The sequence below is a fragment of the Paenibacillus sp. JT31N17 genome (genome assembly GCF_056269255.1).
Window position 1 is genome coordinate 130,977 of the sequence record NZ_JBWDNP010000001.1, and the last position, 16,520, is coordinate 147,496.

Here is a 16,520-nt window from a genome sequence, read left to right on the forward strand (position 1 = left end):
GACCGAAGGCAGTGGGAGCACTGTCTTTTTGTATATAAACTTTAAGTATGCCATCGGGATAATAATGAGTGCTTTAACGGGATGAAGGATCGCCATAACTCGAAAGGGGGCAAGCAACATGCTGGAAACGGTGGAGCTGCGCAAGGTTTTCAAGGGGAAAACCGCTGTCGACGAAGTCAGCTTGTATTTGGATCAAGGCGAATCGGTCGGTCTGCTCGGACCAAACGGAGCGGGGAAATCGACGACTATTTCAATGATTTCATCACTTCTGAGACCAACGGGCGGAGACGTGAGGCTGAACGGGAAAAGTGTCGTGAAGCATCCGCAGGATATCCGCAGGGTGCTGGGAGTGGTGCCGCAGGAAATCGCCTTGTACGAAGAGCTGTCGGCCTATGAGAATCTGAAATTTTTCGGCCGCATTTATAAGCTGAGAGGCAGAGGGCTGGAACTGAAAATTCAAGAAGTGCTGGAGATGGTCGGTCTTCGTGAGCGGCAGAAGGAATTGATCAGAACGTTCTCGGGCGGTATGAAACGTCGTATCAATATTGCCGCTGCCCTGCTGCATGATCCGCAGATTGTGATCATGGATGAGCCGACTGTCGGAATTGATCCGCAGTCCCGCAATCACATTCTGGACACCGTCCGGCTGCTGAACAGGGAGAAGGGCACGACCGTTCTGTATACGAGCCATTACATGGAAGAGGTCGAACAATTATGCAGCCGCGTATACATCATGGATCATGGCCGGATTATTGCTTCGGGCACCCAGGAGGAATTGCGGCGCATTTTATCCGGTGAAGATACTCTGCTTATCGAGCTTAACGAGCCGAGCCCGGAGCTTGCCCGGGAGCTTCAGGCATTGAAGCCGGTCAGGATGGCCGAAGAAACGGAAAAAGGGCTGAAGCTGATTGTCATGAAACAGAGCGGCATTCTCTCCGAGGTGGTCAAAGAGGCTGAGCGGCAGCATGTGCAGATTGTAAACATCCACGTACACACGCCAAGTCTGGAAGATGTATTCCTGCATCTGACCGGCCGCAAATTAAGGGATTAGCTTCTCATAAGAATAAACGTGCGAAGGAAAGTTTGCTGCTGCAAAACGTGAGGGAGGGGACCTGGTTGGGACCATTTATTAGAAAGGATTTCCTGGTTTTGTGGAGAGACCGCATGGAAATGATCATCTCAATCCTGACATCTCTCGTCATTATTGTCATTCTGGGATTCACTACGTCATCCTGGGTGGAAAAATCGGATGCTCCGCTGCAAATGACCGTGGCCATCGTCAATGAAGACAACGAAGCGGCTGCTCTGGCACAATTCCGGAGTTCATCCGCATCACTATCTTTGCCTGGGAAATTCGTATCGTCGCTTGAGAATCAGCCTGAACAAATACTGCCGGCCTCACTGCTGATGCAAAGGATGGAGGAACAATCCTTCATCACAACCCATGTGATGGATAGCGAGACCGCCCGTAACCGGCTGCAGCATAAAGATATAGAAGCGATAATTACCATTCCCGAAGGCTTCACTCTGGCGGCACTGAACAAGATGCTGCTGAATGAAGGGGGCGGCGCCGCTATCACGCTAACGGCGGATCACCGTTCATCGATGCGGATTGACGTGCTGCAGGATCTGATCAACGAATTTATGCAATCATTGAATCTGCAATCTGCGATCGATCATACGCTGGATACGCGTACAGCAGCGCCAGACCTGACTGAAGCGGTATCTCCGGCTGGCGGACTGGAGACGATAGCCGGTGTAAAGCCGCTCACTTCATTTCAATATTATGCCATCGCAATCAGTATCGTGTTTGCCCTGTTTATCTCCATCACAACCGCTGTGAAAGCAATAACCGAGAAGAGGGAGCATGTGTTTCAGCGAATCCTGCTGGCAGGCAGTCACCCGTTCCAATATCTGGCCGGGAAAGTTGGATCGACCTTCTGTATGTCACTGCTGCAATTATCGATCCTTATTCTTCTGTCCCACTTTATTTTCAATTTGTTCCCGGGACGCTCGCTTCAATTTTGGTCGGGTATGGCATTGATTACGATAGCGACCTCCCTGAGCGTGGCAGCTTTCTCCGCATTGTTCACCTCTATGACCTTTCGGATGAAAGACTCGGCGGCAAGCGGATTGTTTTCCCTTATCATCGGAATACTGGGGACGATCGGAGGGAGCTTTATTCCCAAATACATTCTGCCTGATTGGCTTAAACAGGCCGGAGAATGGACGCCTAACGGCGTTTCCTTATCCGTCTTCATCCAGTGGATCGGGCAGGATTCGTTTACTGTTCTGACGATGCCATTTCTGAAGTTGGCGGTTTTCTCGATCATGTTGATTGTACTGGGATGCTTGCTGTTTCCGAGAAGGGGGCGGATCTGATGTTTCCGGTATTTTTGGCGCAATGGATGAAAGACAGGCGGTCCCCGGTTCTGGTTCTCGTTTTTCTTGCGATCAGCATTGGGGCTACTCTTCTATCCAGCAGCTTGATGGGCTCCAATAAAATGAAGATCGATGTCTTCGGCGATCAAGGGCTCACTAAAGCGGAAGCCGAGTCATGGATAGACCGGTTAAATCAAAGCGAGGCTTATCAGTTCAAGCTCCGGGACGAAAAACAGGCCCGGCTGGACGTCCGCGAAGGAAGGGCGGATGTCGCGGTCAAGCTCATGGCGGAGGATTACCGGATGATTGCGGCGGTTGACGGTCCTAATGTTGAAATCGTGGAAAGACAAGTACACGCGGTCTTCGAGAAGGAGCTGAAGCTGCGCGCTGCAGCAGGACTGGCAGAGGACGCAAGCGGATTCCGGCAGGCAGCGGATCGTGATCTCCAGCAGCCGGCGCTTACGCTGCGAACACAGTCATTGAACGGGCAAGCTATCGCCAAGTATGATATGAGCGTACATTATTTGTTCGGCTTCACCTTGTTCCTGGTCATTTTTACCATCGGATTCAAGGTCAGTGCCCTGACATCTGAAAAAGCCTCCGGCATATGGAACCGGGTCATTCTGTCGCCTGTACGCAAAACGGAAATGTACCTGGGACATCTGCTATACAGCTCTCTGGTCGGATTCGCGCAAATTGCAATTGTTTTTCTCGTCTTCCGTTATGGATTCGGCTATCATCTGGGCGAGCAATTCGGCATGCTGCTTATTCTCGGGGCCTTGTATACCTTTGCAATGGTGGCGTTTGCCATGCTGCTTGCAGGGATACTGAGAACACCGGAGCAATTCAACTCGGTGCTGCCGGCCATCGTCCCGATTATGCCCATGCTTGGCGGAGTGTATGTCCCGCCCGGCACGCTCACGAATCCAATCATTCTTGGCTTGGCGCAGATTTTCCCGCTGACCCATGCACTGCAGGCATTAACGGGAGTGGCAATTTATGAGGATGGATGGTCCGATGTGCTGATGCCTGCCGCCAAGCTGTTGTTGATAGGCGTGGTATGCCTTGGAGTGGGAATTAATTTAATGGAACGCCAAAGGGCATAATCGTTGTGATGACCGTGTGAGCCATAATAACTGCACGATGCAAAAAAAGATCCTCAAAACCGATGCGGTTGAGGATCTTTTGGCAATATTGAATGAGCTATTCGAATAAATCCGTGACCGCGCCTTTGGATGCCGACGATACCAGCCGCGCGTATTTGGCAAGCACGCCTGTCGTAAATTTCAGCGGCAGCGGAGTCCATTCGCGGGTCCGTTTCTCCAGCTCCTCCGGGGTAACCTGGAATGAAATGTCCTGTGTTTCACTGTCGATAGTCACGGTATCCCCCTCCTGCAGCAGGGCAATGGGGCCGCCTGTCTGCGCTTCCGGCGCAACATGCCCCACGACGAAGCCGTGCGATCCGCCTGAAAATCTTCCGTCGGTGATCAGGGCAACCTCACCGCCAAGACCTTTTCCGACAATCAGAGCCGTGACGGACAGCATCTCGGGCATGCCCGGTCCGCCCTTGGGACCGCAGTACCGGATGACCAGCACATCCCCTTTCTGGATTTCATTGTTCAAAATCGCGGCTGTTGCCGCGTCCTCGCTGTCGTATACCCGGGCAGGGCCGGTAAAACGCAGCTTTTTCATCCCGGACATCTTGGCAATGGCTCCCTCAGGCGCCAAATTTCCACGCAGCACGACCAAGGGGCCGCTTGGCTTCAGAGGGTTATCGAACGGACGGATAATATCCTGATTCTCCTGCAAAGGCGCAGCCTCCGCCAGGTTCTCAGCCAATGTCCTGCCTGTAACGGTCATGCAGTCCCCGTGAAGAAAGCCCTGGTCGAGAAGAAGCTTCATCACACCGGGAACACCGCCGATATCATTAAGGTCCTGCATGACATATTTGCCGCTCGGCTTCAAATCCGCAAGATGAGGAACTTTGATTCGTATTCGCTCGAAATCGTCATAGGTCAAATCAACCTGCACCGAATGGGCAATGGCGATCAGATGGAGGAACGCGTTGGTTGAGCCGCCTAGAGCCATGACAACGGTGATCGCATTCTCGAATGCCTTCTTGGTCATGATATCCCGGGGATAAATCCCCTTCTCCAGGAGCTCGAGCACGCTTCGTCCCGCTTCCTCGCATTCCACCGCTTTATTGGCGGAGACAGCGGGAGTGGAGGAAGAGCCGGGCAGACTCATTCCCATCGCTTCGGCGGCTGAGGCCATGGTGTTGGCTGTATACATGCCGCCGCAGGCGCCGGCTCCGGGACAGGCATTGCATTCGACCTTATGCAGTTCTTCATCGGTCATTCTGCCGTCATGATATTGGCCGACTGCTTCGAAGGCGCTGACAATATCGATATCTTTGCCATCCAGCTTCCCAGGCTGGATCGTTCCTCCATACACATAGACAGCCGGCAAATTCATGCGCCCGATGGCCATGAGGCATGCGGGGGTGTTTTTATCGCAACCGCCCACGGCAACCAGGCCGTCAAACCGTTCCGCGTTCGTTACGATTTCAATGGAGTCCGCTATCGCTTCACGGCTGGGCAGCGAATACAGCATGCCTTCATGTCCCATTGAAATCCCGTCCGAAACGGTAATGGTATTGAATATCAGCGGGGCGCCGCCATGCTCCTGGATTCCCTTTTTTGCCTGGACGGCCAAGTCATTAATATGGATATTGCACGGAGTGACCTCGCTCCAGGTGCTTGCCACGCCGATCATGGGCTTCTTGAAATCAGCATCCTGAAATCCGACAGCCCGGAGCATGGCGCGGTTAGGGACGCGGTTCACGCCCTCGCTGATGACTTTGCTGCGAATTCTCAAATCTTTTTTGTTTGTCATTCTTGTTCATTCCTCTCGTCGTCAGATTAACGCATACAGTTCATGCATCGGTCTGATCAGGTTTTGTTTCATCATTGCGGAAGCCTTGTCCGGGTCCTGCTTCTCCAAGGCCGCAATGATGGAGGCGTGCTCTTCCACAGAGGTTAAAGTCGCGGCGACCGGCTGCTTCAAGAAAACATATTTGAACCTTCTGATGTGAATCTGGAGCGATGCGCTGAAGGAAGCGATGTAGGCGTTGTCCGAAGCCTCAACGATCAGATTATGGAATTGTTCGTCAAGCTCCATCGCCTGGTACGGCTGGCCGATCCCGATGGCATGGGCGAACTGTCCGTTAAGATCCTTTAGCAGCTCAATCTGCTGCGGCAATAGGAGTCTGGACGAATATTCGGCAGCGAGCGCATGCAGCGCGGCAAGAGTCGGATACATTTTGAGAATATCGTCCTTCTCGATACGGGAAACCCTGGTTTCTTTGCCGGGATGCATGGAAACCAGTCCCTGGACTTCCAGCAGCTGAAAAGCTTCCCTGATCGGCGTTCTGCTGACAGCCAGAGATTCTGCCAGCTCGGCGTCGATTAATTTCTCGCCTGGTCCAAGGGTCCCGTCAATGATCCATCGCTGGATTTGAGAGAAGGCTCTTTCTTTGGCGGACATTCGAATGGGGGAGGAAAAATTCGCAGGTATGGGCATTTGCATCATCCTTATTCATAATGTTATATGCAATATATCGCATACATATATCGATTGCAAGTAAAATCGGGATGGAGCCGAATATTGTCCATCATAAACCGTCAATGGTCAATTGTTCTCTCCCTTGCTCCCTTGTAAAGTTAAAGCATATCAGGAAAGGGGCGCGAGGCAATGGACAAGAAGATTCCACAGGCAACAGTCCGTGAGGAAATAGTCGAAATCCCCACTTACGGGGTCGGCAAGCCGGATAAAAACCCGATGTTTCTGGAGAAACGGGTTTATCAGGGCAGTTCGGGGAAGGTCTATCCCCATCCGGTAATTGATAAAATAAACGATGACAAGGAACTGCAGGCTTACCGGATGGTTATTCTGGAGAATGAGTTTCTGCGGATTGAAATCATGCCGGAAATCGGCGGACGAATCTACCGTGCAGTAGATAAGACGAATAACTATGATTTTGTTTATTATAACCGGGTCATCAAGCCAGCCTTGGTCGGCCTGGCGGGGCCGTGGATTTCAGGCGGGATTGAATTTAACTGGCCGCAGCATCACAGGCCCAATACGTACGGAGCGGTGGAATGTACGTTTGGCGAAAATGAGGACGGCAGCGCAACGGTATGGGTCAGCGAGATTGACCGGATGTACGGCACCAAGATGACTGCCGGATTCACACTCCATGCGGGAGCGGCCTATCTGGAGATCAATGCGCAGCTGTACAATCGCACACCGGAGCCGCAAACCTTTCTGTGGTGGGCCAATCCGGCGGTAGCGGTCAATGACCACACCCAATCGGTATTCCCGCCGGACGTCCATGCCGTATTTGATCATGGCAAGCGCGATGTATCCCGTTTTCCTATAGCGACTGGAACCTATTACAAAATGGATTATTCCGCCGGGGTCGATATTTCCCGGTATGCCAACATTCCGGTTCCCACCTCGTACATGGCATATCACTCCGACTATAATTTTGTCGGCGGTTACGATCATGCGGTTCAGGCGGGGCTGCTGCATGTCGCCAACCATCATATTTCGCCGGGCAAAAAACAGTGGACATGGGGCAACGGGGAATTCGGCCAGGCGTGGGACCGCAATCTGACAGACGAGGATGGTCCTTACATTGAGCTTATGACGGGAGTCTATACCGATAACCAGCCCGACTTCACCTGGCTTCAGCCTTATGAGGAGAAATCCTTCACCCAATATTTCATGCCTTACAAGCAGATTGGCGTCGTGAAAAATGCTTCCAGGGATGCCGCAGTCAACCTGGAGGTGGATTCCGCGGACCGCAGCATCCGGATCCAGGTCTATGCGACGTCCCGGTTCGAAAATGCCACGGTAGAACTGTCCAGTGCCCGCAGCCGTTATCTGCTGCAAAGCGTGAGCCTGTCGCCGCTTGAATCGTTCACGCAGACGATGCAGCTTCATGAAGACGATCAGGCCCATGACCTCATGCTTACTGTACGCGATGCGGCAGGACGTACGCTGGTCGGCTATCAGCCCAAAAAACCGGCAATCGAGAAAATGCCTGAGGCCGCGCAGCCGATGCCTGCACCGCATGAGCTGCTGACGGTGGAAGAGCTGCTTCTGGCCGGTCTTCATCTGGAGCAGTACCGCCATGCGACATTCGAGCCGGAGGAGTATTATCTGGAAGGATTGAAGCGCAGTGCCGGCGATATCCGCATCAATGTTGCCTACGGCACGCTTCTGCTGCGCAGAGGCCTGTTTACAGAAGCGGAGATGCATTTCCGGCGCGCAATCAAGACCTTGACGGCGCGCAATACCAATCCGTACGACAGCGAGGCCTATTACCAGCTGGGCGTCTCGCTCAAGCTGCAGGAACGTAACGAAGAAGCCTTCGAAGCGCTGTACAAATCGGTATGGTCCGCCGCGTGGCAGGACAGCGGATATTTTACGCTCGCTCAAATCGCCGGCGCCAGACAGTCCTATGAGGAAGCGCTGGAGCTGACAGAGCGCTCGCTTATCCGCAATGCGCGTAATTATAAGGCGCGCCATCTGAAAGCAGCACTGCTGCGGAAGCTTGGCAGGTATGAAGCGGCTGTAAGCGCGGCAGTGGAAACATTGAACCTCGATGTTGCAGACTTCGGCGCAAATTATGAAAAATATTTAAACCTTGGTGCAAGGGGCCTGCATGAAGAAGCGGCTGCCGCCCTGGGCAGTTTCCGGGAATTGCTGCGCGGCGATGCGCATAATTATTTGCAGCTGGCCGCTGACTATGCGGGATGCGGGCTGTACGAGGAAGCCGCTGACGTATTGAATGGAGCCCTGTCGGATCAAGCCGGGGATGTATATCCAATGCTGCATTACACATTGGGGTATTTATATGGGAAGCTTGGAAGACAGGACGATTCCGCGAAACAGTTACGGGCGGGGCAGGCAGCCTCTTCAGCATACTGTTTCCCTAACAGCCTGCTTGATATGCAGGTGCTGGAATATGCTTTGGGGCAAAACCCTGGCGATGCCCGCGCTCATTATTATCTGGGCAACTTATTATATGATAAGAAAAGGCATCAGGAGGCCATCCGGCATTGGGAAGCCTCAACAGAGCTGGATTCTTCGTTTCCAACGTCCCACCGCAATCTGGCGCTGGCCTATTTCAACAAACAGAACGATTCCGGGAAAGCCCGGACCTATCTGGAGCTCGCTTATTCCGCAGACCAGAGCGATGCGCGGGTGCTGTACGAGCTCGACCAGCTGTACAAAAAGCTCGGCATCAGTGCGCAGCAGCGTCTGGATCATTTGAACAGCCATCCGGATCAGGTGAGAATGCGTGATGATTTATTTGTAGAGTATGTCACTCTGCATAACACGGTACGCAGACATGAGGAAGCGATCGGCCTGCTGAATTCCCGCAAATTCCATCCATGGGAAGGAGGGGAAGGCAAGGTTACCGGTCAGTATGTGCTGGCGCATGTGGAGCTGGGCAAGAAGCTTCTTGCTGAACAGGCATACCAGGAAGCGGAGAAAGTGCTGCTGCGCGCGCTCGAGTATCCGGATAATCTGGGCGAGGGGAAGCTGGCCGGCGCACAGGAGAACAATATTTACTATCACCTGGGATGTGCGCTGGAAGCGGATGGACGCAATGAAGAAGCAAAGAAGGCATTCCGCCTTGCCTCGCAGGGTATGGATGAGCCTGCGGGAGCGATGTTCTATAATGATCAGCCGCCGGATACGATTTTCTATCAGGGGCTTGCCTGGTCCAGGCTGCAAGGGGATAAGGAAGCGGCTTCCCGCTTCAATAAACTGATTGATTATGGGGAAACCCATCTGTTTGACAAGGTTAAGCTCGATTATTTTGCCGTCTCGCTTCCCGATTTTCTGGTGTTCGATGATGATCTGAACAGACGCAATGAAATCCACTGCCGCTATATGATCGGTCTGGGTCATCTGGGGCTTGGCCGCCTGGCTGAATCGCAGGCTCAATTGGAGGAGGTGCTCCGCCTTGAACCCAATCATCAAGGGGCAATCATTCATTTTCAAATCGCGGAGTAAACGAGAATAATGGCAGGGGGGAAAGGCTGGAAAGCCATATCTTCACCATAAGATTCAAAGTGGGCTGGAGAGTAACATAAAAAGCGGTTGAGCAGAAAATAATCTGTTCAGCCGCTTTTTCATTGGAGGTTCACTAAATATGGCCACCCCCGGCTGAATTTGCGAAGGTCAGGAAATGATTGGATATTGCCTCGGCCAATCGTTCTTTTTGCACCGGTTTGACGACAAAATCGCATGCGCCGCTTCGAATGGCCTCAAGGACCATTTCCCGCTGTCCCATCGCGGAGCACATAATAATTTTAGCTGCCGGATCGACCTGCTTGATATTTTTGAGGGCGCTGACTCCGTCCATTTCGGGCATCGTAATATCCATGGTCACAAGCTGGGGTCTTACTCTTTTATAGAGATTAACAGCTTCAATGCCGTTGCCGGCTTCCGCTACCACCTCAAGACCCAGACTCTCCAGAAGGCCGCGCATCATCATGCGCATAAATGCGGTATCGTCGACTACCATTACTTTGATTCCATTCATGGTCATCGCCTCCTTGTCTTAAACCGATCATATCAGGGCAGTCTGAACAAAAACTGAACGGACCGCTTGCGAAAGGCGTGAACAGCGCAAGCTCCGGTGTCAGGATTGCATTTAAGCGGGGGGATGATTATAATTTCAGATAGGTTATCATGATCGATAAGGAGAATGATATGAATTATATTATCGCTTTTGTGTTTGCTATTGCTATTGTTATCGCGCTTATACCGCCGCTTCGCAAGCTGGCGCTCAGGATCGGATTTGTGGACAAGCCCCAAACCAACAACGAACGCAAAATTCACCGGGAACCGATTCCGCTGACCGCAGGCATTGCGATTTACGCTGCTTTTGTCATTTTATATCTGATATTTGTTCACGATAATTGGATCAAGACCGGGGCTATACTCGGAGGCGGCCTGATCATTCTGGTCATCGGCCTTGTCGACGACTGGTACAAGACGCATGGCAAGGAATTTGCCTCGCTGCCAAAATTTGTGGTTCAGATGGGTGCTGCCATTCTAGTCTACAGCTCGGGGATTGTATTCAGCGGCTTTGAGAATCCCTTCACGGGAAGCTATTACGTACTTCCCGAGTTGTTCCAGTTCCTCTTCACCGTCTTATGGATTTTTGGCGTAACAACGGTAATTAACTTTACGGACGGGATTGACGGCTTGGCCAGCGGATTATCCGCTATATCGGGAACAACGCTTCTGGTGGTAGCGCTTGTAATGGGGCAGGGCGAGTCGGCGATGATGGCTACGATTCTTGTGGGGGCATCCCTGGGTTATCTCAGATACAACCGGCCGCCGGCAAAAGTGTTCATGGGTGATGCAGGGGCTACTTTTCTCGGTTTCATCCTTGCCGTCATTGCGCTCGATGGAGCCTTCAAGCAGGCGACAGTCCTGTCCTTGTTCATTCCGATTCTTGCGCTCAGCGTTCCGATCCTGGACAATGTCCGTGTTGTGATCTGGAGGATGATGAAGGGCGTTCCCTTCTACAAGGCAGACGCTTCCCAGGCGCATTATGTATTGTTAAAAACAGGCATGAAACCGGTTCAGGTGGTGTCCTTCCTGTATTTAATCAATATTTGCACCGGCTTATTCTCCATCATATTATTGCTGATTCAATAATTAAGGAAAATAATGTTGACATTCTCATAAATAAACGGTATAGTATTGAATATTGAGCGAAAATGATTTTCTCGCTGATATGCGGTCGTGGCGGAATTGGCAGACGCGCTGGATTCAGGTTCCAGTGGTAGCAATGCCGTGGAGGTTCGAGTCCTCTCGACCGCACCATACCTTTAAACCAACTCTTCTCAGGAAGGGTTTTTTTGTTTGTTCAGCAGCGGCTTCGTCCGGTTACTGCTCTTGGCGTTTTGCTCCGCTCCATGATAGGCATACAACTGGAAGCCGTCTCATAGTTTAATTCAGTATTGCATTCATTACGCTTTCGTTCTATAATGTGCCTACATCAGTTGCAATTAAATCTGAGGATTGCTGAAGGCTGGCAAGGGGAGATGAGTATTGATGTATTGCGCTTTATGATTACAGCCATGGTCATGAACATTGTGTTAAAAAAAGAACATGCGGGGAGAGATCGATGTGGACGTTGTAGTCATGATTATTGAAATCCTATTAGGTCTGATGTTTCTGATGGCGGGTTCGATGAAGGTTTTTGGCACCAAAATGCAGGTGGATAGTTTTGCGCATTTGAAGCTGCCACAATGGTTTCGGGTCTTTACCGGTCTGACCCAGTATATAGCGGTGATCGCGCTGGTCATCGGCTTCTGGGAGCCGAGCTGGTCGGCGTGGGCAGGCATCTGGCTTGGACTTATCATGCTGGGCGCTGCCGCCGCCCATATCCGGGTCAAGGATCCGGTAACCGCGTTATTGCCTGTAATCGTGCTGCTGATTCTATCCGTTGCGCTTACTCTGCTGCAAAGCTCGGAGCTGGCGAATTTCCCGGGTTAATGACGGCTGTTCGATCAACATAATCAGTCGTCAGCTTAAACAGGCAGATGCGTACAGACGGTACTATAGAAGTCAAATCAAAGGGAGCCAATCACGATTGGCTCTCTTTTTCTAATAGATGCAACGGAGGAAACAGGTTGAATAGAATTTGCCACAGACGGGTAAAAAACATATAATGTGCCTATATTACACACATATTGAAACTCTAACATGCTGTAATGAAGAAGGGAGTGAGCGGTAATGAGCACAGCGAATAAAGGAATCGATTTCGGGCCGCCGCATTTCAAAATCGCCATTCATGCCGTTGTCTGGCTGGCTCAAAGCAGGGGCATTTTATCAAGTGCCATGATTGCCGGCCAGGTGGATTCCCATGCCACTTTCCTGCGAAGAGTTCTTCAAGCCTTGGCCAGTGCCGGAATCGTGGAATCCAAGGGTGGTCGTGAGGGAGGATATATTCTCAAAAAAGATACTGCCGCGCTGACGCTCGGAGATATATATGATGCAGTCAACACGGGAGGCAAAGAGCCCGCTCAAGAGGCGGATTGCGGGGAGGCCGGGGAGTTTCTGGATCTGGAGCTGGAAAAAATTCTCCACAATGCGGAACAGAACACCATTCAGTATCTTCATCAATTCACCATTGATCATGTCATGTCCAGGGTCGACTTCTTCAACGGTTAGGATATATCGGACCAAATAATAAGTTCGGCAAGATCAACAAGAAGCACGTTTTGGGCCACTCATGCACGAGGACCCAAATATTTATCGGGAAGGGGGCTCCGTATTAATTTACACCTGCCAAAACCATGTGCTACTATTATGGTAAACGTTTTCAGAGAGGGGAACCATTAATGAACCGGATACAACGATTGACTCCGCTCCTTAAGAGCTTTGTGGAAAAAGGACCGGCCGGCTGCGCCTTAACCGTTATCCGCCGCGGGGAAATATTATACCAGGACAGCTTCGGTTATGCGGATCTGGAGAAGAAGAAGGAAATCAGCACGGATACCATTTACCGAATTTATTCGATGACCAAAGTGATTACCTGCACCGCGGCGCTCATGCTTTACGAGAGAGGGCACTATCTGTTGAACGATCCGCTTGAGGAGTATCTGCCCGAGTTCAAAAATCCGATGGTGTACCGCTACAACGAATTTGGCGACATGACGGTATCTCCCGCGGCGAACCCGATTCGCGTCAAGGATCTGTTCACCATGTCGTCCGGTCTTACATATGGCGGGATCGGGACGGAAACCGAACGGCAGACCCGCGTTATGATGGAGAACGCCGCCGCCACGATGAATATGCGGGAGCTGTCCAAGCAGCTTGCGGCCATCCCTCTTGCCTTCGATCCAGGCACGCATTGGAAGTACGGCACAAGCCATGACGTCCTGGCCGCTTTGATCGAGGTGCTGTCCGGCCAAACCTTCGAAGAGTTTCTGAAGCAGGAAATTTTCGGACCGCTCGGGATGAACGATACCTCATTCAGAATCCCAGACGACAAGCGGGACCGGTTATGCGTGATGTATGACAGTGCAGAAGACGGCAAGCTGACCGTCAACGACAGGATGGATACCCCTTTCCAGCCAGGATGCAGATACGAAAGCGGCGGAGGGGGCCTGCTGTCGACAACCGGCGACTACAGCCGGTTTGCGCAGGCTCTGGCGAGGGGCGGGGAATTGGATGGCGTGCGGCTTCTCAGTCCGAAGACGATTCAGCTGATGCGGACCAACCATTTGAGTCAGCAGCAGCTCAAGGATTTCAGCTGGGCGCATATGAACGGATACGGTTATGGCCTTGGAGTCCGCGTGTTGATGGATCCGGCGGCGGGCGGGAACAACGGCACGATCGGCGAATTTGGCTGGGCAGGTCTGGCTGGCTCCTGGACGCTGATTGACCCGCACGAGGAATTGTCCATCGTTTATATGCAGCAGATGCTGCCAAGCCGCGAGCCTTATTTTCATCCAAGGCTGCGGGCTGTTATATACGGAGCGCTGGAATAGGAAATATAGCCGACGGTGCGGCACTTTGACAAGTGCTGTTTCTGTGTGGCTTCAACACTCCAGTCAATAGATACTTTATGGCAAAAGAACAGCAAAATCCAAAAACCAGTCTATCACGTTCAATCCGTGATAGGACTGGTTTTTTATTTTTCCCGGATGGTTCAGAGCGTTCTATACGGCTCCGGGGAAGCTGATGCGCATGTCGGGCTGCCTGCTCTTCTACCAGATCAAGAAGTATGTTTCTTATACGATTTTAAATGGATACAAGTCGATACACTTTGTTTACAATTTTCAGAAGATTTGTCTATATCCATCTTTTATAACTAAGAGAGCAGGTGATAGCAAGAGACAAGGAACAAGGAGAGGAAGACAGCATGATAAAAACCGGATTATTTCTGACAGGATTCATGATAGTGTCCGACCCCGGCGTGGCAGCAAAAGAAAATCTGATCCATCATAGGGCTTCGCTCTATTTGCATGAGCGAGGTGGCTGACATGAAAAAACCGATGAGGCCGGCTCGCACAGGACGCAGAATCGTTACTGTGTTCATATTATTCCTGCTGTTCTGCACATTTGCAATCTATGAAATCAATCATAATTCGTCCAAGGTCGTAGGGATGCTCGCAGGTCCCGAATCACCGTCCGCCACATCTTCAGTCGATGACATGCAAACGGGGAGGTATAAAATTGTCATCGATCCAGGCCATGGCGGGCATGATCCTGGAGCTCCCACAATCAGCGGATTAGAGGAGAAAGCTTATACGCTTGCCCTTGCGCAGGAGGTATATGATCAGCTGAAGCAGGACCCGATGTTTGATCCATATCTGACCCGCAGCGACGATACATTCGTCTCATTGGATGACAGGGCGAAATTTTCGAATGACTTGGAGGCGGATGCCTTTATATCGATTCATGGGAACACCTATGATGATCCGGAGGTCAGCGGAACGGAAACCTATTATTATTCCGATAGCAGCATACAGCTTGCTGATGTCATCCATGAGCATATTCTCGCGGCCAACGGCTTTAAGGACCGGGGCGTGCGCTATAATGATCTGAAGGTTCTTCGGCTTAACGAGGTTCCGGCCATCCTGACCGAAGTCGGGTACTTGTCCAATACGAGCGATGAGGCTCTGCTGCTGGATCATGACGGACAAGCCCATATCGCCCAAGGGATTATGGACGGACTCAAGGATTATTTTGGCGGACAGGCTCCGTGATGCAGGCGGCCTTCCCGACCTTCCGGCTTATGTCAGCCGGGGGTCTTTTTCTTATAAGTTACAGGTTGTACAGATTTCATTCCGGCTTTGCCGCGGGAGAGCGGAGCTAGCTGATTCTTCTTGTAAGAGCCGCATTGCTGCCTTATAATAGTTAACATATCAACTAATTAGCTTCTTGATGGGCGAGAGGTGATCAGCTAAGATGGTTCTGCCTGAAAATATTGTGAAATTGATTCATGATGTCAATTTGGAAATTGCCTTTCGGATCAAGAAGGATCTGGCTCCTTACGGGATTACGCCCGAGCAGGCGTTGATCCTGATCCTTCTGAAGGAAAGGGACAAGCTTTCCCAGAATGAGATTGCCGGCAGGTTAAACAAGGATAAATCAAGTATAACGAGGATGATCATAAGTCTGGAACAAAAGCGGATTATCCGCAGGATGGTCCGGGAGAATGACCGCCGGTATTTTATCGTTTCTTTAACGGAGGCTGGGAGGCGGCTTGCTGAGGACATATTCCCTGTTGTGGACCATATTCCGGGTCTTGCGGTCAAAGGAATAGCAGATCATGAGATGCAGGAGCTGCGCAGACTGCTTGCCAAGATTCGGGAGAATGTGCACTAATCCAGGTTGTGGACAAGCGGCTGGTGAATCAACTATTTTAACTGCGGAGGTGTATGGACAGTATGAAGAGCAAGCTGGAGCAGCCCAAAATCCCGTCAGACCTGCCAGATATCTCCGACCGGATGCATGCGCTGATGACCAAAGATGAATTCAGTCACGGTTGCATTGAAGATATTAGCATACATAGTCAGCAAGCGGCCAGGGTTTCATTTGAAAAAGTAGTGTTCAGGAATGTGACCATTACAGAGTCGTCATTGCCTGATGCTGAATTGATGGACGTTATTTTTGAGAAATGCGATCTGTCGAATGTCGATTTCGCCGGGACCTTCCTGCACAGGACAGAGTTCAGAAACTGCAAATTGATGGGTACGGACTTTACAAAGAGCAGGCTGCAGCATGTTTCCTTTCTCAGCTGCCTGAGTGATTACGCCTTGTTCCGGTTCGCGAATTTCAAGCAGGTTGAATTTGAGGAATGCTCTTTAGTCAGCGCTGACTATTACCAGTCTTCTTTGAACAAAACCGGCTTCATCCGCTGCAAAATCGATCAGGCAATCCTGTCGGGGGTCAAGCTCAAGGGGATCGATCTGAGCGACTGCGAATTCGATGAATTGATGGTGGAAATCGATGATTTGAGGGGCTGCATCATTTCGGCGGGGCAGGCTTCGACATTCGCGGGCCTTCTGGGCCTGGTCATTAAATAG

The 16,520-nt window shown here is 51.3% G+C and carries 14 protein-coding genes and 1 tRNA gene; 12 read left to right on the forward strand and 3 right to left on the reverse strand.

Translation table 11 applies throughout. From position 1 onward, the window contains the following. The first annotated feature begins 118 nt into the window (after positions 1-118). From AC0YOB_RS00645 to AC0YOB_RS00655, 3 genes are all read left to right on the forward strand, one after another. Positions 119-1,051 carry an ABC transporter ATP-binding protein gene (locus tag AC0YOB_RS00645; RefSeq protein WP_475791089.1) on the forward strand — a complete coding sequence of 311 codons (933 nt, stop codon included), beginning with the start codon at positions 119-121 and terminating at the stop codon, positions 1,049-1,051. Between the two features lie 113 nt (positions 1,052-1,164). Beyond that, on the forward strand, positions 1,165-2,382 hold the full coding sequence (locus AC0YOB_RS00650; protein ID WP_475785664.1) for an ABC transporter permease: 1,218 nt from the start codon (positions 1,165-1,167) through the stop codon (positions 2,380-2,382). Beyond that, the gene (locus tag AC0YOB_RS00655; protein ID WP_475791090.1) at positions 2,382-3,488 is read left to right on the forward strand and encodes an ABC transporter permease; all 1,107 of its coding nucleotides are present in this window, start codon (positions 2,382-2,384) and stop codon (positions 3,486-3,488) included. Before AC0YOB_RS00650 ends, AC0YOB_RS00655 begins: the two co-directional genes overlap by 1 nt. Positions 3,489-3,585: 97 nt before the next feature. On the opposite strand, the gene ilvD is transcribed toward AC0YOB_RS00655, so the two are convergent. Continuing rightward, positions 3,586-5,277: a dihydroxy-acid dehydratase gene (gene ilvD, locus AC0YOB_RS00660; RefSeq protein WP_475791091.1), complete on the reverse strand. Its 1,692-nt coding sequence runs from the start codon at positions 5,275-5,277 to the stop codon at positions 3,586-3,588. Positions 5,278-5,298: 21 nt separating this feature from the next. Continuing rightward, positions 5,299-5,964, reverse strand: coding sequence for a GntR family transcriptional regulator (locus AC0YOB_RS00665; protein WP_475791092.1), 666 nt, complete (start codon positions 5,962-5,964; stop codon positions 5,299-5,301). A gap of 171 nt (positions 5,965-6,135) precedes the next feature. On the opposite strand from AC0YOB_RS00665, the gene AC0YOB_RS00670 reads away from it, so the two are divergent. After that, positions 6,136-9,474 (forward strand): DUF5107 domain-containing protein, encoded by a 3,339-nt coding sequence (locus AC0YOB_RS00670; protein ID WP_475791093.1) that lies wholly within the window; start codon positions 6,136-6,138, stop codon positions 9,472-9,474. A 133-nt stretch (positions 9,475-9,607) separates the two neighbouring features. On the opposite strand, the gene AC0YOB_RS00675 is transcribed toward AC0YOB_RS00670, so the two are convergent. Continuing rightward, positions 9,608-10,006: a response regulator gene (locus tag AC0YOB_RS00675; RefSeq protein ID WP_475791094.1), complete on the reverse strand. Its 399-nt coding sequence runs from the start codon at positions 10,004-10,006 to the stop codon at positions 9,608-9,610. Between the two features lie 170 nt (positions 10,007-10,176). Here AC0YOB_RS00675 and AC0YOB_RS00680 point away from each other — a divergent pair, with 170 nt between their 5' ends. The 8 genes from AC0YOB_RS00680 to AC0YOB_RS00715 all read left to right on the forward strand — a co-directional run bounded on the left by AC0YOB_RS00680 (position 10,177) and on the right by AC0YOB_RS00715 (position 16,520). Further along, positions 10,177-11,133, forward strand: coding sequence for a glycosyltransferase family 4 protein (locus tag AC0YOB_RS00680; RefSeq protein ID WP_210039551.1), 957 nt, complete (start codon positions 10,177-10,179; stop codon positions 11,131-11,133). An 81-nt stretch (positions 11,134-11,214) separates the two neighbouring features. Continuing rightward, positions 11,215-11,301: transfer RNA gene (locus AC0YOB_RS00685), tRNA-Leu, on the forward strand. 306 nt (positions 11,302-11,607) lie between these two features. Beyond that, the gene (locus tag AC0YOB_RS00690) at positions 11,608-11,976 is read left to right on the forward strand and encodes a DoxX family protein (RefSeq protein WP_475791095.1); all 369 of its coding nucleotides are present in this window, start codon (positions 11,608-11,610) and stop codon (positions 11,974-11,976) included. A gap of 240 nt (positions 11,977-12,216) precedes the next feature. Continuing rightward, positions 12,217-12,654: an RrF2 family transcriptional regulator gene (locus AC0YOB_RS00695; RefSeq protein WP_475791096.1), complete on the forward strand. Its 438-nt coding sequence runs from the start codon at positions 12,217-12,219 to the stop codon at positions 12,652-12,654. 170 nt (positions 12,655-12,824) lie between these two features. After that, positions 12,825-13,976, forward strand: a complete 1,152-nt coding sequence (locus tag AC0YOB_RS00700) for a serine hydrolase domain-containing protein (protein WP_475791097.1) — start codon at positions 12,825-12,827, stop codon at positions 13,974-13,976. A gap of 495 nt (positions 13,977-14,471) precedes the next feature. Beyond that, positions 14,472-15,197, forward strand: a complete 726-nt coding sequence (locus tag AC0YOB_RS00705) for an N-acetylmuramoyl-L-alanine amidase family protein (RefSeq protein ID WP_475791098.1) — start codon at positions 14,472-14,474, stop codon at positions 15,195-15,197. Between the two features lie 202 nt (positions 15,198-15,399). Continuing rightward, complete coding sequence (locus tag AC0YOB_RS00710; RefSeq protein WP_475791099.1) at positions 15,400-15,819, forward strand: MarR family winged helix-turn-helix transcriptional regulator; 420 nt, start codon at positions 15,400-15,402, stop codon at positions 15,817-15,819. A gap of 62 nt (positions 15,820-15,881) precedes the next feature. After that, positions 15,882-16,520, forward strand: a complete 639-nt coding sequence (locus AC0YOB_RS00715; protein ID WP_475791100.1) for a pentapeptide repeat-containing protein — start codon at positions 15,882-15,884, stop codon at positions 16,518-16,520.